We start from the raw sequence: 25,522 nt of genomic DNA on the forward strand, positions 1-25,522 counted from the left end.
AATAGGAAAAAAGCACCCGGATAGAGAGTGCTTTTTTCCTTTATGCGGTTTAGCCTAGTATTGCATTAACGTTAAAATATCGTATTTATCAAGCTTTTCTCTACCATTAAGATACGTAAGCTCGATTAAGAAAGCGATACCCGCTACTACGCCTCCAAGCTCTTCAACAAGCTTGATCGTCGCTTCTATTGTGCCTCCTGTTGCCAAAAGGTCATCTGTGATGAGCACACGCTGGCCAGGAAGAATCGCGTCTTTGTGGATGGTTAACACATCTTTGCCGTATTCGAGGCCGTAATCTACCTTCACGACTTCACGCGGAAGCTTGCCTTCTTTACGGACGGGCGCAAAACCTACGCCAAGCGCGTATGCCACCGGGCAGCCGATGATGAAGCCTCTTGCTTCCGGCCCGACAACTAAGTCAATTTGTTTTTCATTAGCGTATTCAACAATCTGGTCAGTCGCATATCGGTATACGTCGCCTTTATCCATTAATGTTGTAATATCTTTAAATTGCACGCCCTCTTTCGGGTAGTCCGGCACAATTGTTACATATTTCTTTAAATCCATCTGTTTTATGTCCTCCTCGTACTTTCATAAGCCCCTGAATCTTGATTCATCAGCTTATTCAGCCATTCCTTCAGCTCTTCAGCCGCAGAATAATTCAGCTTCTGATCCAATTCCATCAGCTGCTGTTTTGCCTGATAGGTTTGCGAGTCTGTCAAATCGCGTTTTTTCACATCATAAATAACAGACAGCACGCCATTCTCTATTCTAACAAAACCGAGATCAAAAAACACCTTTGTCATGAAATTGATTGTGTCTTTTGTCCAGCCTTTATGTTTTGCAAGCTCTGAACCGTGTGTTTTCAGATCGAAAGTTCCTCTTTTCAGCAAGAAACCGTAGTACCATTTAAAATAATCCCGGGTCGGAAATGCTGACAGAAAATGCTCCTCGTTATTCATAAAGATAAAATAGACACGCTCGGGTCTCTTTCCTTCTACCAAGCTTGAAAGCAGATCTAATGAAGGAGGCGCATCAAGGAATACCACATATGCGCCGTCCAGTTCAAGGTCTCTCGCTTCCTGCTCCGAGCTCACCGCATGCAGCTGATGGCGCAGCTCTTCGTTTTGAAGCAGCTGTTTCGTTTCCTCCTTAAAACAAACAATGACCCGTTTTTCAGACGGAAGCGCAACTAATGTCTCTTCCCACGTACGTTTTCCACGCAAGTCAAACAGCTGCCACTCAGAAACGGCTGCATCCTTTATCATTAACTGAGGTTTTTTTCTGTTATTCCATTCGTTAATCGACATTTCGCCGACTAATGAGATTCTTGAACCTGGCACAATACCTGTCTCAAGCTCCCCCTTATGAAAGCCGACACAATCAAGCTTTGCCGATTGGTCTTTGACCGTCATTTTGATATGGTTTTTATTGGCTCCGATTCTCCGGACGTCTTCCAAAAGCGCATTTTCCACCATCACATGCGGTTTCGGATTCTGCATGCCAAAGGGAGACAGGAGATTGATTTCAGAAATGCTTTCAACCGTAATATCCTCTACGCTGCATACGAGATCAATTTCCTGAACCGGAATAAAATCCTCTTCTGTAAGCGTCTCATCCGCGATTTGATTGAGCCTGTCCCTCAAGTCAGATACATCATCAGCAGAAAGTGTCATTCCTGCAGCCATCGGATGTCCTCCGAAATGGGGAAGGATGTCTCTGCAAGAAGAAAGGCTTTTAAATAAATCAAAGCCTTTAATGCTTCGAGCCGATCCTTTCGCGATGCCCTTTTCTTCATCAATTCCAAGAACAACGGCCGGACGGTAAAAACGGTCAACAAGCTTTGAAGCCACAATGCCGACAACCCCGGGGTTCCAGCCGGGCTTTGCCACTACGATGGCAGATCTATTGAGCCCTTGCTGCTCAATCATTTCAATCGCTTCATCCGTCATTTTGCTGACAATCTTTTGGCGCTCTTTGTTGAGCTGGTCGATTTCAGTTGCAAGCTCATCTGCTTCGAACTCATCCTCTGTCATCAGCAGATGGACAGCCGGATCAGCCTGTTCAATTCTCCCGACAGCATTAAGCCTCGGTGCAAGCTGAAATCCGATTGTTTCTTCATTCGCTTGCCCGATGTCACCGCCTGATAGTTTAATCAATGCTTTTAGCCCCGGCCGGTTTGTCATTCGAAGCTTCTGCATGCCTAACGTTGCTAATAATCTGTTTTCATCATGCAGCGGCACAAGATCGGCTATAGTTCCGATTGCCGCCAAATCGAGCAGGTCCTCAGGCAAAGCGCCTAAAAGAGCATGTGCAAGCTTAAACGCCACACCCACTCCGGCAAGCTCCTTAAACGGATAGGTGCAACCCGGCTGCTTCGGATGAACAATGGCACACACATCAGGCAGCACAGGGCCGGGCTCATGGTGGTCAGTGATGATGACATCCAGTCCTAGTTCCTTCGCTGCCTCTGCTTCATGAACAGCCGCAATCCCCGTATCAACCGTGATAATAAGAGAGAAGCCTTGCTCTTTAATCGAGCGGAAGGCTTGCTCATTCGGTCCGTAGCCCTCTTTAAACCGGTCAGGTATGTAAAAGTCAACGTGAGCCGAGAGCTTTTGTAATGTTTTCAGCATGACGGACGTACTGGTGACGCCGTCCGCATCATAATCTCCGTATATCATAATGGGCTCTTGCTGTGAAATGGCCTCTTTAATCCGCTCAACTGCTTCTTTCATGCCCTTCATCTCAAAGGGATCATAAAAATCAGCTTCTTTTGTATTTAAAAACAGCCTTGCGCTTTCCGCTGTATCAAATCCTCTTTTTACAAGCAGAGATGCCACAAGAGGTGTTATGTCCAATTGTTCTGTGAGTGATTTGACCTTATCCTGATCTGGTCGCTGTATTTCCCAACGCATTTTTGACGCTAACATAAATTCACCCCTCAACCACCCTATTATACTAGAGCAAGCTGAGGGGTTTCAAATGTTATTCGAGAATCTAATCCTTTTTCTCCAACGGAAGCGCCGAATCCGCCTTCACTGCTTCGCTGTCATACTGCTGTACGCCTTCTGTTTCAGGCATAGGGTCTTGTTGTATGGCTTTTCTTTCTTTTCTTAAAGTCTTGATTTCACGCTTTAATTTCATAACCTGAAATATACCTGCGGAAAATACAATCAAGGCCCCCATTAATACTGATCCGAGAATCACGAGAATTAAAGGCCATTCTGATCTTCCGAAAAGGTAATCTACTTCAACAGACCTTACGTTAATCACTGCAAAAATAGCAACAATCAAAGTAAATATAAGAGCAAAAATAATCGTCCATTGTTTGTTCATGCTGGTTCCCCCAAACTGGCTTTTTGAGGTAAGTTTCCCTTTTGCTTCCCGTTTTAAACAGGTTTTCAAAAGAGAATCAAGTCTCAGATGCGGTTAATTTCTCTTGAATCAGCTTTTTCAGCCCTTTTCTTTCTCCGGAAATGACCAGTGTATCTCCTTCTTCAATCACCGTATCAGACCCCGGATTCAGCTGTTTCTGCTGATTTTTTTTCACGATGGCAATGACTGTAACCTGATAATGCTGCCGAACGTCCAAGTCGCCGAGTGTCAGTTGAACAGCAGGGGCTTTTGCCTCTACTTTGAACCATTCAATGATCAAATCATCAAGCGCTACCTCAACCGATTCAAGAGCCTTCGGTTTATACGCCATTCCTCCCAGAATAGCGGACAGCTGTCTCGCTTCTGCGTCATTAAACTGCACGGATGTTACACATTCTTCGTGATCATTCTCATCAAAATAATACAGCTCTCTTCTGCCATCATCATGGATAATAATGCAAATTTTATCCTGATTTCTGGTCAGAATCTCAACTTTTTGCCCTATTCCCGGAAGCTCCGACTCACGAACCTTCATAAAAACCCTCCTACATCATGTTACAACCTGTTTATACCAAAATGATCATGACACCATTTATATGTTTTATTGTAAGCGTATGTCATTATAGCAAATGTATATTTCAAGTTCAATGAAACGTAAAGAAAAATAATGGAAAAGCGTTAAGGATAAAAAAACAGGCTGCCCGAAAGACGGACAGCCTGAGATTTTGTTCATTATTCTTCAATACGTTGTTTATCCTTTTTAAATTCTTTCCCTTTCCACACGAGCCAAATTTGCGCTGCAATGTACAGAGAAGAATAGACACCTGTCAACAAACCGATCAATAACGCGATTGAGAAGTTTGTAATCGATGTTGATCCTAACAGCAAGAGAACGACAACAACAATCACTACCGTAAGGACAGTGTTGACCGAACGGGTAAAGGTCTGCTGCAAACTCAGGTTTACAATATGGTTTAAATCAGCAAACGTTTTAGGCTTGCGCTTTTTCATATGCTCCCGAATCCTGTCAAAGGTTACGATGGTGTCGTTTATCGAATAACCAATAATCGTCAGAACCGCCGCAATGAAAGTAACGTCCACTTCCAGCCTTGTCACGCTGAAAAATGCGAGAATAAAGAAAGCGTCATACAGCAATGAAACAATAGCTGCTATCGCCATTTTGTATTCGAACCGGATGGACACGTAAATAATAATGCCGAGAGAAGCGATGGCCACTGCATATAAAGCGTTTCGCGCCAGTTCCTTCCCGACTGTCGGCGAGACTGTGCTGACATTAGGCTCAGATCCGTACTTATCTTTAAAGTAATCTTTCACCTTGGCAACTGTTTCTTTATCAGGGACACCTACAAACCTTGCAACCCCGATATTGCTTTTTTCTCCCGACAATACAATAGTATCAGGCTTCATGCCAAGTGAAGTGAAATCTTTCTCAACCTGCTGGGTGGTCAGCTTATGATCACTCTGTACTTCAATCCGCGCGCCGCTTGCAAAGTCAATACCGAGGTTCAGCTTAAATACCAGCAGCAAAATAATCCCGGCAATGGTTATGGCACTTGAGAAAATAAAGAAAAATTTTCGTTTGCTCGTAAAATCCCATTTTTCAAATGGAGTGTACGGCTCTGTATATTCGTCCGTCTTCTGAATGTCCATAATATGTTTCTTCTTAACGCCGAACCAGCCTTTTTTCCGGTCAAGCCATCTGCTTTCCACAAGCAGCGACAGCAGGAACCTTGATAAGAAAACAGCTGTAATAAAACTGGTCAGAATCGATAGGATCAGCATTGTAGCGAATCCCTTGACAGAACTTGTCCCGAAAACAAAGAGCACAACGGCAGCGATGATAGTGGTGATATTTGCGTCAAGTATCGTCGCAAATGACCGTCGGTTCCCCGAACGGAACGCCGAACGGACAGATTTACCGAGTTTCAGTTCCTCTTTAATTCGTTCATAGGTGATGATATTCGCATCCACCGCCATCCCGACACCTAATATAAGCGCGGCGATTCCCGGCAGCGTCAGGACTGCATTCATCCAGTCAAAGACCTGCAGGGTGATATACACATAAACTGACAGAGTAATAACGGCAATCAGCCCAGGCAAACGGTAGTAAAGCAGCATAAACAAGAAAATAAGAGCAATACCGATAATACCCGCGTAAACTGTTTCATTCAGCGCCTGCTGCCCAAATTGCGCACCTACTGAAGTAGAATATTTTTCAGTCAGTTTCACCGGCAGCGCCCCGGCATTTAAAATACTGGCTAAATCTTTAGCTTCCTGAACTTTAAAATTGCCCTCAATTGTCACGTCTTTTGTGTTTAATTCTTGGCTGACATTCGGAGCAGATACATATTTAGGATTCTCTTTTTGGACTTCTTTTTTAAAAGAATCGCCTTTTTCGTAATCCATCCAAATGACCAGCTGGTTGTTCGGCGCCATTTTCAAGACTTTTTTTGTCACTTCTCCGAATTTATCAGCGTCTTTGAGTTTCACACTGACAATCGGTTCATTTGTAGTTCCGTCATAAGTTTGTTTCGCGCCATTTTCGACAAGATCAGAGCCGTCTAGAAGCTCTTTATCATTTGTATCTCTGAATGAGAGCTGAGCTTCTGTAGATAAGATTTCGCGCGCCCTGTTCTGGTTGGTAACACCCGCAAGCTGAACGCGAATCCGGTTATTCCCTTCAATCTGGATGTTCGGCTCACTGACCCCAAGCACATTGGCCCTGCGGTTTAACGCTTCAACCGTGCTGACGAGAACATCTTTTGTGATTTTATCACCTTTTTTGACGGGTTTCACATCGTACAGAACCTCAAATCCGCCTTGTAAATCTAATCCCAGCGTAATATTCTCAGCTGCCGGCTTTGTGAAATATCCAAGTCCGGTGCCGATCAATAATACGAATAGGAAAAACGCAATCAAGCGCCCCTTTTTCATTATGTATATCCTCCTTAACCTAGGTAAATCAGACAGTGCTATTTCAGCAGCTCGTCCAAAACTTCTTGACCTTCTTCACTGCCCAGCCAATTAGACGTTTTAAATGATTCTACGGTTGCATAGTTCATAAATTCGCCAATTTTCACTGATAAAATATCGCTTGCCAATTCATAAATCTGTTTTTCTGTTTTCTTTTTCCACTTTTTATTTAATAAGTATGACCATAAACTGTCAAGCTCAACATCATCGTACCCGAGGATTTTGAACTCTTCCAGCTTACTGTAAAGAAAAGGCCTCAAGTGGTCTTTATATATGCCGGCGGGATGTTTATCCACGAACTGCACGCTCCTTTTTTTGTTTTTCAAGAAGACTTGTCATGCTTGGACGATATATACGCATATCTTTATTGTATATGATTACAGGTTGTTTGAGAAGGCAGGGGGTCAAAATGACGAAACAGACGTTTTTAAAAGGCACACTTATTCTCATCGCTGCGGGGATGATTACAAGGATGCTCGGCTTTGTCAACCGGGTGGTTATCGCCCGGTTTATCGGTGAAGAAGGAGTCGGGCTTTATATGATGGCGGCTCCCACTTTTTTCTTGGCCACAACGCTGACGCAATTCGGGCTTCCCGTCGCCATCAGCAAGCTTGTCGCTGAAGCCAGCGCGCGGGGAGACCATCAAAAAACAAAGAATATTTTAGTCATGTCGCTTACGATTACCGGGGTGCTCAGTCTTATCTTTACCCCGCTGTTCTTATTATTTGCTCCGGTAATGGCGGAAACGATGCTGACAGACGGCAGAACGGTTTATCCTCTGCTGGCGATTACACCGGTTGTGCCGATTATAGCGATTTCCAGCGTGCTGAGAGGATATTTTCAAGGAAAACAAAATATGAACCCGCTCGCTGTTTCGCAGGTCCTTGAACAAATTGTGCGCATTTCCCTTGTCGCCGTCTGCACGACGATCTTCCTTCCATACGGGATTGAATACGCGGCAGCCGGAGCGATGATATCCTCTGTTATCGGCGAGCTTGCATCACTGGTTTATTTATTCATTGCTTTTAAATTTAAAAAGAAAATCAGAATCAGAAAGCAGTTTTTCCACTCGATTAAAACCGGTAAAGATACGTTTTCTCAATTAATGAGTGTGTCGCTTCCTACGACAGGAAGCCGGTTTATCGGCAACCTGTCTTGGTTTTTCGAACCGATCGTTGTCGCTCAGAGCCTCGCTATCGCCGGGGTCGCAACAGCCGCGGCAACAAGCCAGTACGGAGAGCTGACAGGACTTGCAATGACGGTTTTAACACTTCCCAGCTTTATTACGTATTCTTTATCGACAGCGCTGGTTCCTGCGATTAGCGAAGGGATGGAGCAAAAAAAGCTGCAGGTGGTGGAATACCGGCTGGAACAAGCCATGAGGCTATGTCTTCTTAGCGGAGGAATATCTGTTGTTATTTTATTTACGTTTGCAGAGGAACTGATGAGCGTGATGTATGGCTCATCTGGAGCAGCTGTATTTATAAAAGTTATGGCGCCTTTTTTTCTGCTCTATTATTTTCAAGGCCCTCTACAGGCTGTGCTGCAGGCGCTTAATCTGGCGGGGGCTGCCATGATGAACAGTTTAATAGGAGCGGTCGTAAAAACAGGCCTTATCTTTGCCCTTGCAACCAGACCGTCTCTCGGCATTATGGGAGCGGCCTTGGCTATTGTAACCGGCATGGTGCTCGTTACGCTTTTACATGCGGCTACTGTGAGCAAGGTCCTGCCGATCAGCATAAAAATAAAAGAATACGCAATGTGCATCGCCATTATTTTCGTCAGCGGTTACCTCAGCTCCATCATGAAACATTACATTCGGTTCTCCGGGTCTGAGGCTGTGAATCTCGTCGGATGGGTCACATTAAGCGCGGCGCTGTATATCATTTTACTTCTGTTGTTCCGCTTAATAAAAAAAGACGAGCTCCGCCGCATTCCCGTCATCGGCCGGTTTGTTGCCCGATAAACATTAAGGCCGGACTTGCTCGTCTTTCAGGTCAACATAAAATGCACCGTCCGTAAAGCTGCAAAACGATATATCTGAAATGTTATGATAACCTCTTTTTGAAAGCATCTTTATAAGCCATTGTTCGTCTTTTCCTATTCTGTCTACATGTTCTTTTTGAATGACGCCATCCACGATAAGCGGGGTTTCAAGCTGTTTATGTTTTTCATTAGGCTCTTTTTGGACGACCGTCAGTTTGCCTGACGGCTCAAGAATAGCAAATGACACATCGGCAATCCTGTCAATGTTATTTTCTCTGAGCTGAACCATTAGGTCATCAAAATTATAGCGCTGTGATCTCATTGCGCGTTCATCAATTTTTCCGTGCTCAATGATGATGGTCGGCTTGCCGTCAAGCATCTGGCGCACTTTCTGGCTTTTTAAAGACAAATACGCTAACGATACTTGTATGATCATTAAAACGATCATCGGCACAATCGTATGAGAGAGGTGATCTTCTACATCTTCAATCGCCAAAACCGCAATTTCCGCAATCATGATAAAAACGACCAGATCCAAAATACTGAGTTCACCGATTTCCCGCTTTCCCATTAAACGGAAAATAATAAGAATCACAAAATACAGCAGGATTGTCCGAAACGCAATAATGAAAATTTCTTCCATAGCGCACCTCCATCTCATCATAGCCTGCATCAAATTCACTGATTTATGTAAGAAAAAGCAATGTGATAATTATGCTTTTTCAAGTCTAATTCTCCTCATGAGAGAATACATTTTTAAAAAGACGAGCCGTCTGCTTGTATGGCGGTGAGTTGAAGAAAGAACCAGACAGCCTTTGGGCTGGAAGGCAGAGAGGAGACACTCACTCATGGAGGAAACAAAACAAGTAGGAAAAGGCATTCTTTACGGCCTGATCGTTATTTTTGCGGCAATGCTTGCCACAAGTTTGGCCATTTCACTTTTACTTACAGCTACTTCGCTGCAAGAGTCATCGTTCAACTGGCTCGTCACCGCCCTTTCGTTCCTTTCTTTATTTATCGGCGGGTTTATTTCAGGAGGAAAAGCAAAGGAAAAAGGCTGGATGATCGGCGCATTGACCTCTATATGTTTTTCATTGATCATTTTGTTATTTCAGTATTTGGGGTTTGGGAAAACATTTACCGGCGAACAGCTCCTCTTTCATCTCGGCTTTTTAGGAGTTTGTATGCTCGGCGGCATTTTTGGAGTGAATTTGCGGGGCAGCAGATCGTCATAACGAAAAAAAGAGCGGATTTCCGCTCTTTTTTTCGTTATGTATAAGCTTCGCTGTTATTCAGCGGAAGCTTCTCTGATCGCGCGCCGGTCGAATGTAAGGCGGGTATTTTCACCAGTCTTAATCACGACTTTGCTTTCGTCGATCGAATCAACGGTGCCGTGCAATCCGCCGATTGTCACAACCGCGTCGCCTTTTTTCAGTTCTTCCTGCATTCTTTTCACAGCTTTTTGCTGCTTTTGCTGCGGACGAATTAATAGGAAATAAAGAACCGCGAACATTAAAATAATAGGAACCAAAGTGCCTAATGTACCTGTCATCTGTTTCACCCCTTTCGAAACAAAATAGCCATGAGGCTTTTTATTTAGAAGCTTTTCGCATTTGGCTTGTTATAGCCGTAACGCTCAAAGAACTCTTCTCTGAAATCACCCAGGCGATCCTCGCGAATGGCCTGTCTTACTTGCTCCATTAAGTTTAACAGAAAATGAAGATTATGATAAGTTGTTAATCGGATTCCGAATGTTTCATTACAGCGAATTAAATGTCTGATGTAAGCGCGTGAGTAATTTTTACAAGTATGGCAATCGCACTCTTCATCAATCGGGCGGAAATCTCTTTCGAATTTTGCATTTTTCATATTGAGACGTCCTTCAGCCGTAAACACGGTTCCGTTTCTCGCAATACGGGTCGGCAGCACACAGTCGAACATGTCAACACCGCGCAACGCTCCGTCAATCAAAGCATCAGGAGATCCGACACCCATCAGGTATCTCGGCTTATCTTTCGGTAAAAGAGGCGTTGTGAACTCAAGCACCCGGTTCATGACATCTTTCGGTTCGCCGACAGACAGTCCGCCTATAGCATAGCCCGGAAAATCAAGAGAAATCAAGTCCTTCGCGCTTTGTGTCCGTAATTCTTCATATTCTCCGCCTTGTACGATGCCAAACAGACCCTGTTCGTCTGAACGGCTGTGGGCTTCAAGGCAGCGCTCCGCCCAACGGCTCGTCCGTTCAACAGACCGTTTCATATAATCATATTCAGCTGGATATGGCGGGCATTCATCAAACGCCATCATAATATCGGATCCGAGCGCATTTTGGATTTCCATTGCTTTTTCGGGTGAAAGGAACAGCTTATCTCCGTTTAAGTGATTACGGAAATGAACGCCTTCCTCTTCTATATTACGAAACTTACTTAACGAAAAGACCTGAAAACCGCCTGAATCCGTTAAAATCGCACGGTCCCAGTTCATAAATTTGTGAAGGCCGCCCGCTTCTTTGACGATGTCATGGCCGGGTCTCAGCCAAAGATGGTAGGTATTGCTCAAAATAATTCCCGCGTCCATTGCCTTCAGCTCGTCAGGCGACATCGTTTTGACTGTCGCCAGTGTGCCGACCGGCATAAAAACAGGTGTGTCAAAGGAGCCGTGCGGAGTATGCACTCTTCCCAAGCGTGCTCCCGTTTGTTTGCATTCTTTTATAAATTCATAGCGTATTGGTTGTTCAGCCACTTTATATGAGGCCTCCTGTCTTTCAAATTAGATAATCAGCATCGCATCGCCGAAGCTGAAAAAGCGATATTCCTTTTCCACCGCATGGTTGTACGCGCGGAGTACATGTTCTCTCCCAGCAAGTGCGCTGACAAGCATAATAAGCGATGATTTCGGCAGATGAAAATTCGTAATCATTCCGTCAATCGCTTTAAATTCATATCCGGGGTAAATAAAAATAGACGTCCATCCGCTCGAAGCTTTAAAGGTACCGTTATTCTCCCCGGCAATGGTTTCAAGCGTGCGCGTTGATGTCGTACCGACCGACACAATCCGTCCGCCCGTTTCCCTTACATGATTTAAAGCAGCCGCTGTTTCTGCAGACATTTCATAAAACTCCGCGTGCATATTGTGCTCCTCTACTTCATCGGCACTGACAGGACGAAACGTTCCAAGTCCGACATGCAGAGTAATAAACTCGATCCGAACGCCTTTTTCCTTTAATTCACCTAATATCTCTTCCGTAAAATGGAGTCCCGCTGTCGGTGCAGCAGCAGACCCAATTTCTTTAGAAAACACCGTTTGGTACCGCTCTCTGTCATCGAGCTGCTCTTTAATATACGGAGGAAGCGGCATTTCTCCTAAGGATTCCAGCACTTCATAAAAGATCCCGTCATATCGGAATTCAACTTTTCTCCCGCCGTGTTCCAGCTCTTCTGTGCACACTGCCTGTAACAAGCCGTCGCCGAAAGTCAGAACGGTTCCTTTTTTCACGCGTTTCGCCGGCTTGACAAGGGTTTCCCATCTGTCACCTGTTTCCTGCTTTAATAAAAGCAGTTCAACTTTGGCGCCCGTATCCTCTTTTACTCCGAATAAACGGGCAGGCAAAACGCGGGTATTGTTCAGGACAAGACAATCCCCTTCCTTGAAAAAGCTTACAATTTCCTTAAACGAGCTGTCTGACAGCCCGCCTGTATGTTTATCAAGCACCATAAGCCTTGAAGCATCACGCTGTTCAAGAGGCACTTGGGCAATTAAACGCTCTGGAAGTTCAAAATCAAATAACTCGACTTTCATAATTTCACCTTTATTCTGTCAGTAGTCTTTAATTATTTCATTCTGCCGAAAAGGTTGATTAAAATTGATAATACCACACTAATGATAATACAACTCACAACCGGAAAGAAAAAAGTAACATTCCCTTTTTTAACAAAAATATCCCCCGGCACCTTTCCGACAAAGTGGAGCACCGCACCGGCAATGAGCAAAACAGCGCCAAGAATCATTAATATCTTAGGAAATTCAATCATGCCGGGGAGCCTCCATATTAAAATGATGATATACAGCCGGTGTCACGATACGTCCGCGCGGCGTTCTCTGAAGAAACCCGATCTGCAGAAGATACGGCTCATACACATCTTCAATTGTATGAGGTTCTTCGCCAATTGTCGCGGAAATGGTATCAAGGCCGACCGGACCGCCGCTGAATTTTTCGATCATACCCATCAGCAGCTTGTGATCAATGTGATCCAGTCCAAGCCGGTCAACCTGAAGCCGCTCCAGCGCATCCTGGGCAATATCGTCCGTAATGCGGCTGTCGCCTAGCACTTGGGCAAAATCGCGAACTCTCCTGAGAAGCCGGTTGGCAACCCGCGGCGTTCCCCTTGAACGTCTCGCAATTTCGAGCGCTGACGGTTTGTCGATTTCCACTTCGAACAAATCAGCCGTTCTCACGACAATATCGGACAGCTCTTCCTGTGTATAATATTCAAGACGGGACAAGACGCCGAACCGATCCCTTAAAGGCGCCGTCAACAGACCTACCCTTGTCGTTGCGCCGACGAGCGTAAAGGGCGGAAGATCAAGGCGGACGGAACGGGCGGAAGGGCCTTTTCCGATCACAATATCAAGACAAAAATCCTCCATAGCGGGATACAGCACTTCTTCAATCGACCTGTGGAGTCTGTGAATCTCATCAATAAATAATACATCTCCGGGTTCCAGAGCCGTTAAAATGGCTGCCAGATCTCCCGGCCTTTCAATCGCCGGCCCTGAGGTGGTCCGCATTTCCACACCCATTTCATTGGCAACGATGGAAGCAAGCGTCGTTTTCCCAAGTCCCGGAGGCCCGTAAAGAAGGACATGATCAAGCGTCTCTTCTCTCATTTTTGCCGCGTCAATGAATACGCGCAGATTTTCTTTCACCTTTTTTTGGCCGATATATTGAACCAGACTTTGCGGCCGCAGGCTTTGCTCTATCGCTGATTCATGGTTGTCTGCTTCACTTGAGACAAGCCGTTCATCCATGAACATCACCTTACTTTAATAGTTTTTGTAATGCTTTTTTCACATATTGATCAGTGGTAAGCGTCGTGTCCTCTTTTAGATGAGGAAGCACCTTTTTAATTTCTTTCTCCGCATAGCCGAGGACACGCAATGCTTCAAGCGCCTCATCAAGAGCAGTCTCAGCCGTATGCTTTTCGATTCTGTCCTCATGGTTAAACAGATTTTCAATCATTTCAGGCACAACATCGGCGAGCTTCCCTTTTAGATCGAGAATAATCTGGCGCGCCGTCTTCTTGCCGACGCCTGGGAATTTCACCAAAAAAGCTTCATCTTCCTGTTCAATGGCTTCAATGACAGCCCCCGGGTCACCGGACGCAAGAATGGCAAGGGCGCCTTTAGGCCCGATGCCCGTCACATTTAAAAGCTTCGTAAAAAGCGCTTTTTCTTCCCGCGTGGAAAAGCCGTATAAAGAAAAAGCGTCCTCTCTGATATGATGGTACGTAAAGATTGTTTCTTGATTTCTCTCCTTGTATATGAACGGATTCGGCGTAAAAATCTGATAGCCGATTCCGCCGTTTTCTATCACAATATATTGGGGAGATACATAATCAATCGTCCCTTTGACAAATTCAATCACCCATATTCACCTCTTTGACTGTTCTTCATTGTACCATAAAAACAGGCAAAGTCTTATAGAAATGTTAACGTATGTTCGCTTTCGAATCGATCTTTTCACGAAAAAAAAGACATGGGGGCATGTCTTAAAACGTCAAGCAGCACGGGTCATCCGCTGTATGTCTTTATATTCTCGATGACGTGCTCAAATTCGGCTTTTGTGCGAAACGGAATGCCGTTTTGCAAGTTTTTTTGGATCCGGCTCTCCAATCTCTCTAAATCAATTTGAAAAAAAGATTGAATCGGTTCAGCTACGGAATCAGGGCGTCCGTGAAAGGTGGAAATTACCCCGTCGTCCGTTATCCCGATATAACCGTTTACCTTGCTGAGGGGAGAAATATCATCCACTTGTTTCCGAAAAAGGACAAATCCTTTTTTTTGTTCAACGAGTGTCCACCCGGCATATGCCGCCCAGAAATCTTCCATGGCAAGAACCGTCTCGTGCTTATGCTCAATGCTTACATCTCCGTCCATATACACTTTTTCAAGCTGCACATGAAGCTGCAGCGGTTCATAGTGCTCAACTTCAGCAGCAAATACGGAAGATGTACACAACAGCAAAGCCGCGGCTGCACAGAAAACCGCCATCATAAGACGCACGCTGAAAATTTGTTTCACCATTAACACCTCTTTATATACACTAGATCAAATCAGCTTTACGCCTAGTTTGACCAAAGGTATTACGGCTTAACCATTTTCTTGAAATTTGTTTTCACCACCCTGCTGACCGCCCTTTTCTCCGTATGGACAGCACCGGACTCAGGCAGCTTCAGAAATTGTGTAAGAAATGCGCTGAAAAAATATAAGACTGCAAAAATCCAAATCACGCCGCCCGCACCTAACGGGCCGATAAAAAGACTGACGATGCCGGGTGCGATAAAAGCACATAAACCTGAACCTAGATTTAACACAGACATCGCCGCCCCTTTATTATCAGGGGCAAGAGTCGGCATAAGAGCACTTAACGGAATATAACCGGCAAGACACGCCCCGTAGCAGCAGGCAATGATCATTAATACCCAGTAGTTGTGTCCGATGATTTGCGGCGTATAGTAGATAGCCAGCGTGAAGATTCCGCTCCCTACCCCGCCGAACCACATGACGGTATTGCGCCAGCCCAATTTATCACCGACAATGCCGAAAATTAAATTAAACACGATATTGACAAAAAACAGCGTCCCCCAAATTTGCAGCCACTCTGAAACAGAATAGCCATAGCCTGCCAAATAAGTCGGCAGAAATATGGCAAATCCAAATTGGCCAAGGGCATTAATTGTTTTCACGATTCCTCCGATGCCGACTTTCGGATTTTCATACATAATCGTGAACGCTTTTGAAAGCTCTTTCCATTTATGATCGCTTTGTTTTGCCGTTGCCGTAAACTTATCTTTATTAAAAAACAATGCGAGAATGCCGCCTGCAGCAACGAAAACAAGTGCGCTCCAAAGCGTATTGATTTCTCCGATGAGCGGGACTGCGAAGCTTGAATAAAAAGGGCCGAGCACGTTGAGGCCGCATGTAAACACAAACCAAAACCAGCCGACTGCTTTACCAAGAATCTGTTGGGAGGTGCTGTACGATACCCATACGAGAAAAGAATAAGCAAACAGCGGGTAGCCTAATCCTCTGAGCGCGTAGCTTCCCAATAGAGCAGGATAATACATGTGAGGAATGGCCCATCCGATAAATACGGCCGAACCAAGAATAAATGCAATAAGGCCTGCGGTCATCGCCTTTTTTGGCCCCCATGCCTGTACAAAGATGCCGGAAAACCAGGCAGAAATCGTCACGGCGATACCATAAAAGGTGTATAACGATGCAGATTGCTGCATGCTGAGTCCGTGTTCTACTAGAAAAGGAGACAGCCAGCCTTGCTCAAGTCCGTCCCCTATCATAAAGATCACGATACCCATGTACCCCCAAACCAAGTGAGATGGGATTCCTATTTTGTTTAAAAAAGCTCCTTTAGTTTGTACTGAGTTCTTCATTCTCTCCACCGCCTGCTTTTGCTTTTATGTATGAATGCATCTTATATACCCCTCACTTTTTCTTTTTAATCCTGCAAACTGTTTGTCATATTTCATATTTAGAAAGCGCTTAATTTCAGGGTCATAGGTGCTTTACATAAGCGCTTTTCAAGAATCAATGCTGGCAAATATTCGCTTCACTATTTCGCTTTGATGACAATCAATGCATATATGTAGCCATCGCCTCCAAGACCAGATACACTATAAATAGCTCTTTTCCTTAACAGTTAAGGATTTTCCTATAGACAACTGCATAAAATAGAGCAAAGAAGGTGAATGAAATGCTTACAAAAGCAGCGGCACTGGCTCATTCAGTTATATACCACTCAAACAGCAGAATGGATAAACTCAAAGAAAAACCCGATGAATTAACCTTAATCGGAAAAGGAAGAAGCGCTTATGTGTTTGCTTTCACAGATGGTAATAAACAAAAGGCTCTCAAAGTGTTTTTTCCTGAATTTCAAGCGACTGCACTAAAAGAAGCGAAGATATATGAAAAACTGTCCGGATCACCTTACTATCCTGACATTTATGAAACCGGCGATACATTTATATTAATGGAATATATTAAAGGCTATACTTTCTATAATTGCCTGACAAAAGGGATTTCAATAAATGATGGCATGATACAGCAAGTGGAAGACGCTCTCAGCGAAGCAAGGGCTGCGGGTCTGAATCCGTCCGATATTCATTTGCGTAATCTGATTTTGACAAAGAGCGGGGCCGTAAGAGTTATTGACGTCGCCAGATTTAATCAGTCAAAAACGTGCACCCAGTGGGATGATTTAAAAGGCGCCTACAATACCCTGTATAAAAAACCGGTCTTCCCTAAGAAAATCCCGGCCTTCTGGCTGGAAGCCATCGCCTTTTTATATAAGAAAAACTGGTTTCAAAAATCCTTTTCAGAACGCAAAAAGAAATATTCCTCATAAAAAAAGGCAGCCGGTTATACGGCTGCCTTTTTTGCTTTTCACGCAAACTCTTCTGTTTTAATACTGTTCACATTCCGCAAATTGATAATGTCATCGTTCATTTTAAACCAGCTGTTTGCTTCATCAATTTTTTTAAAGAAATCATACGTGGCAGGACGGGTAATTTCGAATGTCAGCTCTTCTCCATTGTTCATATGAAATGTGAGTCGATAGGTTTTCATCATTCTCCTCCTTTTATTCTGTTACACTAATACCCTTATTTACGGCATCTTTAACAGAAAAAAAGCATTAAAAACAAAAAATCAGCGCGGTGGCTGATTTTTACTTGTTATTTGCGATTAGCGGAAATAAGTTTCATTTGTTCGGGAGTCAGTTTGATGCAGTATCCCCTGACAGTCAGGTATTCCACGTCAGATGGTTCGTTGTTTTTATCGGATCGCCATTCTGTTTTAATCGGCACGTTTTCTCCCCCCATCCCTTTGGTTGATATTTTCATCATAACAAGGCAATGTAGAGGCCGTTTTAAAGAAATGTAAAGTGTTTGTGAAAGTAAGGTAAAATAATGTTAAAACTTGGAGCGAACACGATGAACACACGAGCAAAATCCTTCTCGGTCCCTCTTCTTATGTTCACTTGGCTTGTTCAATTGGAAGTTTTTTTCACTAAACGGCGTTCCGAAAGGGACTCTCGTACAAATGGCTGCTATGCGGTAAAGATCTATTCTTCAGGAAATTCTTTTACGACGATTATGGCTTAGCCGAAAACCAATATCGCTGATTTCACCCGAGGCAGACAAAAATTAATGGGCCATGCTGGGATTGAAGCTTGTGACCTTAGCAGCAACATTCTACGGAGCCGTTAAGACTGCGACGTTGGCATGGGCACTGGGCCACGCCGGGCTAGGCATTATGGTTTAGCTTAATGTGATTGCGATTGTATTGCTTGCCAAACCGGCGCTGTTGCCTCTGAAAGACTACGAGAGACAGAAAAACAAGGGCTGGATCCCGTGTTTGATCCTAAAGCCCTCGGTATTAAAAATGCTGATTTTTGGAAGAAAAAATATGTTCAACGAAGATGAACGCGTTTCGTAAACAATGTAAATGAAAAAAACGGCAGGCTTGGAAGGACATATTCTGCCGGCCGTTTTTTATAAAATTTTTCACATTTATTTCCCTAATTGGTTCCATCTGGCATGACCCCAACGGATCTCTGCGTTTAATCTTCGTCAGCACCGGATGTAAAGTTCGTGTACACTTCCTGCACATCGTCATCATCCTCAAGCATGTCAATCAGCTTTTCCAATTTTTCCGCCGCAGCTTGATCGACTTCCGCAAATGTTTGGGGAATCATGGTGACTTCGGCTGAAACGATTGGGTATTTTCCTTCTAAGGCTTTTCTCACTTCTTCAAATTTTTCCGGCTCGGTAAAGATCTCGAATAAATTGTCGCTTGTTTGAAGATCTTCCGCTCCTGCTTCTATCGCTTCCAGCATCATCTCGTCTTCAGCCGTTTTCAGGTCTGTACGGTCAATCGCGATAAATCCTTTTCGGTCAAACATGTACGAAACGCAGCCGCTTTCCCCCAGGCTGCCTCCGTTTTTGTTAAAGGCGGTTCTAACGTTTGTCGCTGTGCGGTTTTTATTATCTGTTAAACATGTAACCATGACGGCAATTCCTGAGGGACCGTAGCCTTCATAGGTGATGTCCTCATAGTTGTTTCCGTCATGATTTCCAGCTGCTTTTTTTATAGCCCGGTCTATATTGTCATTTGGCATATTCGCCCCTTTTGCTTTGTCAATAACCAGCCGCAAGTTTGCGTTGGACTCCGGATCTGTTCCTCCTTGCTTGGCCGCTACATATAATTCTTTGGCGAGCTTCATAAAAATCTTTCCGCGTTTTGAATCCTGTGCGTTTTTTCGTTTTTGGATGTTTTTCCATTTAGAATGTCCGGCCATTTCTTCTCCCTCCATTAAAACCTGAATTTTCTATGTACACTGTAAATGATCTGCTGCAAGCTTGTAAAGGCAAAAAAACTGCCGGATAATTCCGGCAGTCAGGCTGTCGAGAAAATTGAGCCATCGAACTCAGTGAGCCAATTGGCAACACTGCCGGTTATTTTGGATCATCATACACCACTTCATCCCTCGTTGGGACAAGCGTGACCGGCAGCAGATATCCAGGTGACACACCATCGGGCGCACAGTGGCAGCATTCAGGATCGATCGCCGTATCAGAAACTACAAACTGCAATATGCGATGGACACTTACGGAAGGCAAAGCGGTTCACCTGTATTTGGCAAAGCAGTTCACGCGGCCCATGCTCTCTTGCGGTTATGCGAATGGAGTATACGGAGGTTCTTCATACAACAGAGGCACCCGTATCACAAAAAGAGTCTTTGATAATTCCATAAACTAGAAACACAGCGCGCGATAAGGACATGAAGACAGCCCGCTTCCCTCGGGAACGGGCTTGTCTTCGTTTTTTGCTACAGCAGTGCTTGCCGGAATAGGAGCCGCCCTCACTGGCCTTTCAGACTGTACTTTTTACCATCTATGGTGATGGTGAAATGAGATGGTCCGCTGATAGGCAAGTAATAGACAAGCTGAAACTCCTCTGTCTCACCTGGTTTAATTGACTTCCAATTTGATAGGGTCACACCGATGCGGTGGAAATCTCCTGTCAGCCCGCCAATGTTCGGCCCTGTATGCCCTTTAGAAATGACTTCAACCTGGTCACCGCTCCAGCTTCCAAATCGGGGTGAAGTAGAGGTAGGCACATCAAATTCAATCACAGATCCTCCTGTTATTGTGACATCACTGTTATTCGTCAGTCTCATTTTGGGATGGATGGGGTAATTTTGATCTCCTAACGGATAATCGGTAAACTCTATATTGATATCTAGTGATTCGCCAGGTAAAGGTGACGTACTGAGCCAATTATCGTATGGTGTCGTGTCCGCAAATTTATGATATAAGGTTCTCGTTAATGTCTTGCCGATACCATACTCTCCATTGTTGCCATTTCTGTCGGGATACCAGTCATAGTCACCGCTTAAGTCCCAAAACATGACACCGCCGATTCCTTTTTCAATGACATAATCGGCCTTTGTTTCTATTGATTCCTCGTCTTCAGTAGATAGAAACACTTTCTTTTCGTCATTCCATAGCCAAGGTGCCGCAAGCGCTGAGTCATAATATCTAGTGTAAGCGCCTTTTAAATCGGCTTTGCTTAGTCCATACCTTTCTAAATAAGAACCGGCAATGCCTTTTTCGAGATTTTTGGCATGCCACATCGGATTTGCTCCTGCCCCCAGTTCATTTCCCTGTTCATCTTGATCATGCCAAATATTATCGATCCCGACTGCCCCGTCGCCGCATTTGGTAAGGCCTTGAGGACAATTTGAACCTTTAGCGCTCCCCCACAAACCGTTTACTCCTCCGCTCACGTTTTTCCAGCCCCTCGTATAATAAGGAACACCGATATTGATTCTGCCTGCCTCCATCGCTCCCCTAAAATAATGGTAAGCCCAGTCTGTATTTAAATATCCGATCCCCTCATATTCCGGCGTGCTGTATATGTTGGACTGCTTTAACTCCGCATCCTCGCCGTTATCATATAAGGATGCGTTAGGTCCTACAAACTCATTCCAGGCTCCATGGAGATCATAGGACATAATGTTGACATAATCGACATATCGGAGCGGTTTAAAGGTTTCCATGCCCCTCAGCAAATAGGCTGATGATGGCGCCGCAATGGTGAGCATGTAATATTGTTCATCTTCAGCAGATGCTTGATCAAGTTTTTCTCTTAATGTTTTCATCAATACATCGAAGCTTTGATTTAATCCCTTGCGTCTCGGGTTGGATATGCTCCAATCTAGCGGATTGCCGGCATCTTGCATGGTTGTGGGATATTCGTAGTCAATATCAATTCCATCCAATTCATATTTTCTGAGAAATGCTACGACAGATTCGGCAAAGGTGTTGATTGCCTTATGGTTCAAAGAACCATCACCATTCGTTGTCATAGAGTAAAAGCCTCCGCTTGGTATTCGGTTCCCATCCTTATCAACATAACCGCCGGTTTCAGCCCAGCCACCGACTGCCGCCAACACTTTTACATCAGGGTGTTTCTTTTTAAACTGGTGAAGAAGGTTAAAATGGCCTTTATACGGCAATGTTTGATCCATCTTTACATCCGGATACTCCGGCCAGGTCATCCCTAGAGATGGGTTGTTTGCATCCGTCTCGCTCCCGATTGAAACCCGATGATCCTCCCCGATATGAGCAAATGCATAATTAATGTGGCTTAAGTACTTCCATGGGATATCGTTTACTAAATAACGATCTTGATTGCCTTTTCCCGTACGCCAGCCCGTAAAATAGCCGATCATTCTGCGGTCTAAATCATTGGCCAGCTTTTCGCGTCCCTCCAGATCGTATACATCACAATATGGAATATTGGCAACACCAGAGTCCCACAGCCCTTCTGGACGGCAAGTCTGTTTTTTGCTTGGAGACTCTGCGGAAATGTTGTGGAACGGGGTCAAAAGTGACAGGAGCAGCATCGATGACAAAGTAAATAAAGCGGTTCTTTTCACTTCATTCATACTCCTTTCTCATAAAGAGAGATGGGGAGCCCACTCTCTCTTTATCGTTTTCTATCAAACTGATTTATTTGCAATCACCAATTAATTTCCATACACCCGACTCACCAGCCTGATCCGGCTGCTCTCCTTTCGTCCACCATTTCGCTTCATACACTTTGCCGTTAAAGACGACTCGGTCTCCGCCTGTGTAGACGGCTGTATCTTTCCATTCGTTATACCCACATGTTTGATCAGAGTTTGTTGCTGCTTCTATCGTTGGCCCGGTATGGAGCTTTCCGTCCGCATCCTTTGCCGATACTGTAAATGAGTATGTCGTATTCGGCTTTAATTGCCCGATTGTCGCCGATGTATCCTTGACCGATACGGCCCCGCCTTCATATGACAGCACATACTCTGCGATGTTTGCTCCGTCGCTCGGTGCATCCCACGCCAGACTGATACTGGTTGCGGTTTTTTCGGTCACACGCAAATTACCCGGTGCAGATGAAGGCGGCTCTGGATTACCCCCACCCGGAGCGAACCCTAAATCGGCTGCTAATTTGTTGAGCAAAGTCTGATTTGAATCACCGCTGAAATCCCAAAACATAGCCCCGCTTAATCCGTTTGATTGAATTAAATCGGTTTTGTATCCATATGATTCTTCATCATCGTAGGTAATGAAGTTTCCATTCTCCGCATTATACAAAAACGGCACTTTTGCTCGATCATTCCAATATCTTTTATATCCGTTTTTATTGATGTAGTTCTTTTCAAGATCTGAAAAATCAAATACCCCCTTTTCCCACGTCCCTTCTTTAGCCGGTCCGCATTTTTGATATTCTCCGTTGTCTGCAGGCTCACAATTGCTCCAGCCTCTGCCATAGAACGGTGTGCCAAGCACTAATTTGTCCGCTTTGACACCGGCTTCCTTGTAGCGCTTCACGGTGCTTTCAATGTTAAATGTCTCAGCGTTTGGAACGCCGGCTTCTTTCGCTTTTGGATCATAGAATAATGGGGCATTATGAGCGCTTATACTTTGCCATCCGCCATTAAAGTCATAGGTCATAATGTTAATCCAATCAACGGTTTCAGCAATCTTATCTAATTCAGTGTTGCTTACATATTCAGGACTGGCGCCGGAGGCGATCGTCAGCAAGTATTTCTTGCCATCCTTCGCTTCTGCGGCGTCAAGCTTTTCTCGCACATCCTGCAAGAGTAGCGTGTAGTTTCTCTTATCCTCCGGACGGGTGCTGTTTCCCGGCAGCCCTCCACTAACCGGGTATTCCCAGTCAAGGTCGACCCCATCAAACCCATATTTTCTTAAAAAATTTACTGCTGAAGCAGCAAAATTCTCTCTTGCCGCAGGATCTGCCGCAACATCTGAAAAGCGATTTGACCAAGACCATCCGCCAACTGATATGAATGTTTTCAAATGAGGATGGTTCTTTTTCAGCTTCAATAGTTGTTTAAAGTTGCCCCGAATCGGCTCATCCCAAGTATCTCCGGCATTTGACTTTTGCACATCGATCCATGGGTCCCCCATAACGATTGATCCATTTGGAACATCAATCACTCCGTTTTCATCCTGGCAAGACCATGTCTGGGGATTCGGGCCTGTCGGATCAGGGTTTCCATGCCTCCCCTCCCAGCAAATATCAGCAAATGCATAATTAATATGGCTGACTTTAGAAGCATCCATATCCCATACTTGAAAATCCCTTCCATAAGCGCCCCAGGACGGATAGTAGCCGATGATTTTATAACTTTTGTCAGAACTGGCTTTTGCACTTTCCCCATTAAAAAAAGACAGACTTAAAATCATCGCAAAAATGAAAGAAAAAACGAGAAACTTTTTGTTTGAAAACACTTTTTTCATCTCCTTTTCATCAATTTTTTTGGCTGTTCATCAATGAAACTCTATTTTGTTCACCCCCTTTTCAATAGGTTTATATTCACCTTGTCCTGACATAGCAGCTGATGACACTGAAGACAACAAGGGGAAAACGCTTACATTTTTGGTTTTCATACGCCTCTTCAAACCGTATGTGTGGGTGGAGAGCAAACATTAGAATGACGTTTTGAATAACAGGTATGGATGTCTAGACCTTATTTGGTAAGAATAGCTTCAAGCAAAAGTTTGATGACGCATAAATTTGTTATGACAAATTTATGATAATTAGAATATTCAGAATTGTCAATGCTATTTTTGCATTACATGCTGGAAATGCCTTGGACATTTCCAGCATCAAGACTTGGAGAACGGCGAGCTGATGATAACTATGAGCGCTTTTCATATTTTTACAAGAATTGTAGATTTAAAGACCGGCATAAGAAATAAGGCGAATATCCGAACATTGTATGAAAGCCGCTTTCAACAAAGGGTCTGTCAGCAATGAAAGCTCATAAACCCGAGGATAATGGAATGAAGATTTTTCGAGCAGTAATTTATCAACATAAGCCGGGTGGCACATGACTTCAATGACTTCCGCGTCTTGATGAAGATCAAGGAAGGATGATAAGTCTTTCAGTCTGTCTACTTTCAACTCAAAGGCATCATTTGATCTCACATTCTTCCACAAGGAAGGATGATGATCGTTCACCTTTCTGCAGGGCAGATCATACTCTTTCGCCAGCTTCACAAACACCTCGGGAAGATTTCCGTATGTATGGATATGATGGTGGCTGTCGATATGCGTCGGATGCAAGCCGCAGGAGAGGGCTTTTTCTATCTGTGCTCTCCATTCCTGATACACTTCATCAAGATCGATGTCGAAAAAACCTTGATAGTATGAAAGCTTGCGAAAATTCCCATCCTCATCCGTAACCGTTTGCAGGCCGCTGAGAAGCGGACGTCCTGCTGTCAATGTTAAGTGAACGCCGACCCCAAGTTCATGATTTCCCCTTGCAAGTAAGACGGCATGTTCCATTTCTAGCATATTGGTCATGAGCGTAGTCGATGTGAGCACCCCGCGCTGAAACGCATCAATGATGCCGAGGTTGACGCCCCGTGAAAATCCAAAATCATCGGCGTTTATGATCAAAGATTTCATCCTTCATCCCCTCTTTCTTCATAGTCGCGTTCTATGAAGAATTCAACGCGATCTCCGCGGAAATAAGCCAGAGAAAACTCCACGACTTCTTCAGATGCCAAAAATGTTTGTGTTGCAATCTGAAAGCAAGGCGTGCCTTGTGTGATATTCAAATGCTGTGCAATTTCTTCATCCGAAATAAAGATTTTGATTTGCTCTTCGGTTCTTTTAATCGTATTTCCTTGACTGTTAATACACTGGTACAGTGAAGTATTGGCCATTTCTTCCGTTATCTCCGGCACGAGATCGGCCCTGATAAAGGCCATTTCGAACTGGATTTCTTCCTCATCCGCATACCGAATCCGCTTCACCTGATAGACCATTTGTTCATCATCAATTCCAAGGCGATTTTGGATCTTTTTGGCTGGTTTTAATTTTTGCAAATCGACAACTTTGATTTTCGGTTTCATACCTTGCGCTTTTAATTGATCTGCATAGCGAAGATTGCTGGAACTTAATATCTGCTTTACTTTTCCTTTTGCGACAAATGTCCCTTTCCCCTGTTTGCGGTAAATAGCTCCTTCCATAAGCAAATGGTTCAAGGCGGTCCGCAGCGTTGTTCGGCTGACATCGTACATTTTACAAAATTCGGATTCCGTCGGAAGCAGACTGCCAGACGGGTAATAGCCGCTCTCTATTTTATCTACAATATCTTGTTTAATTCGACTGTGGAGTTGTGGTTGCTTTGCCATTCATTTTCTCCTTTGGAGTGAAATTATTAACTATAGAATAACACAAAAAGTTCTCAAAAAAAATAATTTATCATAACAAATATGTATGGACAAATTTGTTACTACATGTTAAATTCCAAATGTGTGAAGCGCTTTCAAAAATTGAGACTTGAGGA

Annotated in this window: 25 protein-coding genes and 2 pseudogenes; 5 read left to right on the top strand and 22 right to left on the bottom strand. The window is 44.2% G+C overall.

The window, feature by feature from the left end; translation table 11 throughout:
* Positions 1-54 precede the first annotated feature (54 nt).
* The 6 genes from AAHT65_RS20765 to AAHT65_RS20790 form a co-directional block, all read right to left on the bottom strand.
* On the bottom strand, positions 55-567 hold the full coding sequence (locus AAHT65_RS20765) for an adenine phosphoribosyltransferase (protein WP_003325297.1): 513 nt from the start codon (positions 565-567) through the stop codon (positions 55-57).
* Positions 568-572: 5 nt separating this feature from the next.
* Positions 573-2,933: a single-stranded-DNA-specific exonuclease RecJ gene (gene recJ, locus AAHT65_RS20770; RefSeq protein WP_343310759.1), complete on the bottom strand. Its 2,361-nt coding sequence runs from the start codon at positions 2,931-2,933 to the stop codon at positions 573-575.
* 67 nt (positions 2,934-3,000) lie between these two features.
* Entirely contained in the window at positions 3,001-3,339 is a 339-nt protein-coding gene (locus AAHT65_RS20775) for a lipopolysaccharide assembly LapA domain-containing protein (protein WP_343310760.1), read from the bottom strand.
* Positions 3,340-3,415: 76 nt separating this feature from the next.
* Positions 3,416-3,913, bottom strand: coding sequence for a cation:proton antiporter regulatory subunit (locus AAHT65_RS20780; RefSeq protein WP_003325293.1), 498 nt, complete (start codon positions 3,911-3,913; stop codon positions 3,416-3,418).
* 197 nt (positions 3,914-4,110) lie between these two features.
* Entirely contained in the window at positions 4,111-6,333 is a 2,223-nt protein-coding gene (secDF, locus tag AAHT65_RS20785) for a protein translocase subunit SecDF (protein ID WP_343310761.1), read from the bottom strand.
* Between the two features lie 38 nt (positions 6,334-6,371).
* Complete coding sequence (locus AAHT65_RS20790) at positions 6,372-6,668, bottom strand: post-transcriptional regulator (RefSeq protein ID WP_003325291.1); 297 nt, start codon at positions 6,666-6,668, stop codon at positions 6,372-6,374.
* Positions 6,669-6,781: 113 nt separating this feature from the next.
* Between AAHT65_RS20790 and spoVB the strand changes: the two genes are divergently transcribed.
* Complete coding sequence (gene spoVB, locus AAHT65_RS20795; RefSeq protein WP_010789340.1) at positions 6,782-8,338, top strand: stage V sporulation protein B; 1,557 nt, start codon at positions 6,782-6,784, stop codon at positions 8,336-8,338.
* Positions 8,339-8,341: 3 nt separating this feature from the next.
* Here the strand turns inward: spoVB and AAHT65_RS20800 are convergent, their stop codons facing one another.
* The gene (locus tag AAHT65_RS20800) at positions 8,342-9,001 is read right to left on the bottom strand and encodes a DUF421 domain-containing protein (protein WP_003325289.1); all 660 of its coding nucleotides are present in this window, start codon (positions 8,999-9,001) and stop codon (positions 8,342-8,344) included.
* A 205-nt stretch (positions 9,002-9,206) separates the two neighbouring features.
* On the opposite strand from AAHT65_RS20800, the gene AAHT65_RS20805 reads away from it, so the two are divergent.
* A complete protein-coding gene (locus AAHT65_RS20805; RefSeq protein WP_003325288.1) occupies positions 9,207-9,593 on the top strand; it encodes a TIGR04086 family membrane protein in 387 nt (128 codons plus the stop codon).
* Between the two features lie 53 nt (positions 9,594-9,646).
* Here AAHT65_RS20805 and yajC read toward each other — a convergent pair whose 3' ends face one another.
* The 8 genes from yajC to AAHT65_RS20845 form a co-directional block, all read right to left on the bottom strand.
* Complete coding sequence (yajC, locus tag AAHT65_RS20810) at positions 9,647-9,910, bottom strand: preprotein translocase subunit YajC (RefSeq protein ID WP_003325287.1); 264 nt, start codon at positions 9,908-9,910, stop codon at positions 9,647-9,649.
* Positions 9,911-9,954: 44 nt separating this feature from the next.
* Entirely contained in the window at positions 9,955-11,100 is a 1,146-nt protein-coding gene (gene tgt / locus AAHT65_RS20815; protein WP_003325286.1) for a tRNA guanosine(34) transglycosylase Tgt, read from the bottom strand.
* 27 nt (positions 11,101-11,127) lie between these two features.
* Positions 11,128-12,156, bottom strand: coding sequence for a tRNA preQ1(34) S-adenosylmethionine ribosyltransferase-isomerase QueA (gene queA / locus AAHT65_RS20820; RefSeq protein WP_010789342.1), 1,029 nt, complete (start codon positions 12,154-12,156; stop codon positions 11,128-11,130).
* A gap of 32 nt (positions 12,157-12,188) precedes the next feature.
* Positions 12,189-12,389: a DUF2905 domain-containing protein gene (locus AAHT65_RS20825; protein ID WP_343310762.1), complete on the bottom strand. Its 201-nt coding sequence runs from the start codon at positions 12,387-12,389 to the stop codon at positions 12,189-12,191.
* Positions 12,382-13,386, bottom strand: coding sequence for a Holliday junction branch migration DNA helicase RuvB (gene ruvB, locus AAHT65_RS20830; RefSeq protein ID WP_003325280.1), 1,005 nt, complete (start codon positions 13,384-13,386; stop codon positions 12,382-12,384). Before ruvB ends, AAHT65_RS20825 begins: the two co-directional genes overlap by 8 nt.
* Positions 13,387-13,396: 10 nt before the next feature.
* Positions 13,397-14,002, bottom strand: coding sequence for a Holliday junction branch migration protein RuvA (ruvA, locus tag AAHT65_RS20835; RefSeq protein WP_010789345.1), 606 nt, complete (start codon positions 14,000-14,002; stop codon positions 13,397-13,399).
* A gap of 146 nt (positions 14,003-14,148) precedes the next feature.
* On the bottom strand, positions 14,149-14,631 hold the full coding sequence (locus AAHT65_RS20840; protein ID WP_370499846.1) for a BofC C-terminal domain-containing protein: 483 nt from the start codon (positions 14,629-14,631) through the stop codon (positions 14,149-14,151).
* An 89-nt stretch (positions 14,632-14,720) separates the two neighbouring features.
* Positions 14,721-16,028, bottom strand: a complete 1,308-nt coding sequence (locus AAHT65_RS20845; protein WP_315915503.1) for an RbtT/DalT/CsbX family MFS transporter — start codon at positions 16,026-16,028, stop codon at positions 14,721-14,723.
* 320 nt (positions 16,029-16,348) lie between these two features.
* On the opposite strand from AAHT65_RS20845, the gene AAHT65_RS20850 reads away from it, so the two are divergent.
* On the top strand, positions 16,349-16,999 hold the full coding sequence (locus AAHT65_RS20850) for a serine/threonine protein kinase (RefSeq protein ID WP_010789348.1): 651 nt from the start codon (positions 16,349-16,351) through the stop codon (positions 16,997-16,999).
* Positions 17,000-17,037: 38 nt separating this feature from the next.
* On the opposite strand, the gene AAHT65_RS20855 is transcribed toward AAHT65_RS20850, so the two are convergent.
* The gene (locus AAHT65_RS20855) at positions 17,038-17,220 is read right to left on the bottom strand and encodes a hypothetical protein (protein ID WP_003325275.1); all 183 of its coding nucleotides are present in this window, start codon (positions 17,218-17,220) and stop codon (positions 17,038-17,040) included.
* Between the two features lie 107 nt (positions 17,221-17,327).
* Positions 17,328-17,459 (bottom strand): hypothetical protein, encoded by a 132-nt coding sequence (locus tag AAHT65_RS20860; RefSeq protein ID WP_223254913.1) that lies wholly within the window; start codon positions 17,457-17,459, stop codon positions 17,328-17,330.
* A 300-nt stretch (positions 17,460-17,759) separates the two neighbouring features.
* Between AAHT65_RS20860 and AAHT65_RS20865 the strand changes: the two are divergent.
* Positions 17,760-18,090 (top strand): annotated as a pseudogene (locus AAHT65_RS20865) (alanine:cation symporter family protein); the annotation flags it as partial.
* Positions 18,091-18,214: 124 nt separating this feature from the next.
* Here the strand turns inward: AAHT65_RS20865 and AAHT65_RS20870 are convergent.
* Complete coding sequence (locus tag AAHT65_RS20870) at positions 18,215-18,952, bottom strand: YebC/PmpR family DNA-binding transcriptional regulator (protein ID WP_268364391.1); 738 nt, start codon at positions 18,950-18,952, stop codon at positions 18,215-18,217.
* 119 nt (positions 18,953-19,071) lie between these two features.
* On the opposite strand from AAHT65_RS20870, the pseudogene AAHT65_RS20875 reads away from it, so the two are divergent.
* Positions 19,072-19,413 (top strand): annotated as a pseudogene (locus AAHT65_RS20875) (trypsin-like serine peptidase); the annotation flags it as partial.
* Between the two features lie 103 nt (positions 19,414-19,516).
* Here the strand turns inward: AAHT65_RS20875 and AAHT65_RS20880 are convergent.
* The 4 genes from AAHT65_RS20880 to AAHT65_RS20895 form a co-directional block, all read right to left on the bottom strand.
* The gene (locus AAHT65_RS20880; RefSeq protein WP_425524840.1) at positions 19,517-21,607 is read right to left on the bottom strand and encodes a glycosyl hydrolase family 18 protein; all 2,091 of its coding nucleotides are present in this window, start codon (positions 21,605-21,607) and stop codon (positions 19,517-19,519) included.
* A gap of 64 nt (positions 21,608-21,671) precedes the next feature.
* Positions 21,672-23,462: a glycosyl hydrolase family 18 protein gene (locus AAHT65_RS20885; RefSeq protein WP_106360466.1), complete on the bottom strand. Its 1,791-nt coding sequence runs from the start codon at positions 23,460-23,462 to the stop codon at positions 21,672-21,674.
* Between the two features lie 439 nt (positions 23,463-23,901).
* Positions 23,902-24,636 carry a chitin disaccharide deacetylase gene (gene chbG, locus AAHT65_RS20890; RefSeq protein ID WP_003325269.1) on the bottom strand — a complete coding sequence of 245 codons (735 nt, stop codon included), beginning with the start codon at positions 24,634-24,636 and terminating at the stop codon, positions 23,902-23,904.
* The gene (locus tag AAHT65_RS20895; protein WP_061669859.1) at positions 24,633-25,367 is read right to left on the bottom strand and encodes a GntR family transcriptional regulator; all 735 of its coding nucleotides are present in this window, start codon (positions 25,365-25,367) and stop codon (positions 24,633-24,635) included. Before AAHT65_RS20895 ends, chbG begins: the two co-directional genes overlap by 4 nt.
* Positions 25,368-25,522 lie beyond the last annotated feature (155 nt).

This window comes from Bacillus atrophaeus (genome assembly GCF_039519175.1).
GTDB classification, from domain to species: Bacteria; Bacillota; Bacilli; order Bacillales; family Bacillaceae; genus Bacillus; species Bacillus atrophaeus.

Coding starts and splice junctions, on each gene's coding strand:
- AAHT65_RS20765 (WP_003325297.1), bottom strand. CDS start 567: ATGGATTTAAAGAAATATGTAACAATTGTGCCGGACTACCCGAAAGAG.
- recJ (WP_343310759.1), bottom strand. CDS start 2,933: ATGTTAGCGTCAAAAATGCGTTGGGAAATACAGCGACCAGATCAGGAT.
- AAHT65_RS20775 (WP_343310760.1), bottom strand. CDS start 3,339: ATGAACAAACAATGGACGATTATTTTTGCTCTTATATTTACTTTGATT.
- AAHT65_RS20780 (WP_003325293.1), bottom strand. CDS start 3,913: ATGAAGGTTCGTGAGTCGGAGCTTCCGGGAATAGGGCAAAAAGTTGAG.
- secDF (WP_343310761.1), bottom strand. CDS start 6,333: ATGAAAAAGGGGCGCTTGATTGCGTTTTTCCTATTCGTATTATTGATC.
- spoVB (WP_010789340.1), top strand. CDS start 6,782: ATGACGAAACAGACGTTTTTAAAAGGCACACTTATTCTCATCGCTGCG.
- AAHT65_RS20800 (WP_003325289.1), bottom strand. CDS start 9,001: ATGGAAGAAATTTTCATTATTGCGTTTCGGACAATCCTGCTGTATTTT.
- AAHT65_RS20805 (WP_003325288.1), top strand. CDS start 9,207: ATGGAGGAAACAAAACAAGTAGGAAAAGGCATTCTTTACGGCCTGATC.
- yajC (WP_003325287.1), bottom strand. CDS start 9,910: ATGACAGGTACATTAGGCACTTTGGTTCCTATTATTTTAATGTTCGCG.
- queA (WP_010789342.1), bottom strand. CDS start 12,156: ATGAAAGTCGAGTTATTTGATTTTGAACTTCCAGAGCGTTTAATTGCC.
- AAHT65_RS20825 (WP_343310762.1), bottom strand. CDS start 12,389: ATGATTGAATTTCCTAAGATATTAATGATTCTTGGCGCTGTTTTGCTC.
- ruvB (WP_003325280.1), bottom strand. CDS start 13,386: ATGGATGAACGGCTTGTCTCAAGTGAAGCAGACAACCATGAATCAGCG.
- AAHT65_RS20840 (WP_370499846.1), bottom strand. CDS start 14,631: ATGATGGCGGTTTTCTGTGCAGCCGCGGCTTTGCTGTTGTGTACATCT.
- AAHT65_RS20845 (WP_315915503.1), bottom strand. CDS start 16,028: ATGAAGAACTCAGTACAAACTAAAGGAGCTTTTTTAAACAAAATAGGA.
- AAHT65_RS20850 (WP_010789348.1), top strand. CDS start 16,349: ATGCTTACAAAAGCAGCGGCACTGGCTCATTCAGTTATATACCACTCA.
- AAHT65_RS20855 (WP_003325275.1), bottom strand. CDS start 17,220: ATGAAAACCTATCGACTCACATTTCATATGAACAATGGAGAAGAGCTG.
- AAHT65_RS20870 (WP_268364391.1), bottom strand. CDS start 18,952: ATGGCCGGACATTCTAAATGGAAAAACATCCAAAAACGAAAAAACGCA.
- AAHT65_RS20880 (WP_425524840.1), bottom strand. CDS start 21,607: ATGAATGAAGTGAAAAGAACCGCTTTATTTACTTTGTCATCGATGCTG.
- AAHT65_RS20885 (WP_106360466.1), bottom strand. CDS start 23,462: ATGAAAAAAGTGTTTTCAAACAAAAAGTTTCTCGTTTTTTCTTTCATT.
- chbG (WP_003325269.1), bottom strand. CDS start 24,636: ATGAAATCTTTGATCATAAACGCCGATGATTTTGGATTTTCACGGGGC.
- AAHT65_RS20895 (WP_061669859.1), bottom strand. CDS start 25,367: ATGGCAAAGCAACCACAACTCCACAGTCGAATTAAACAAGATATTGTA.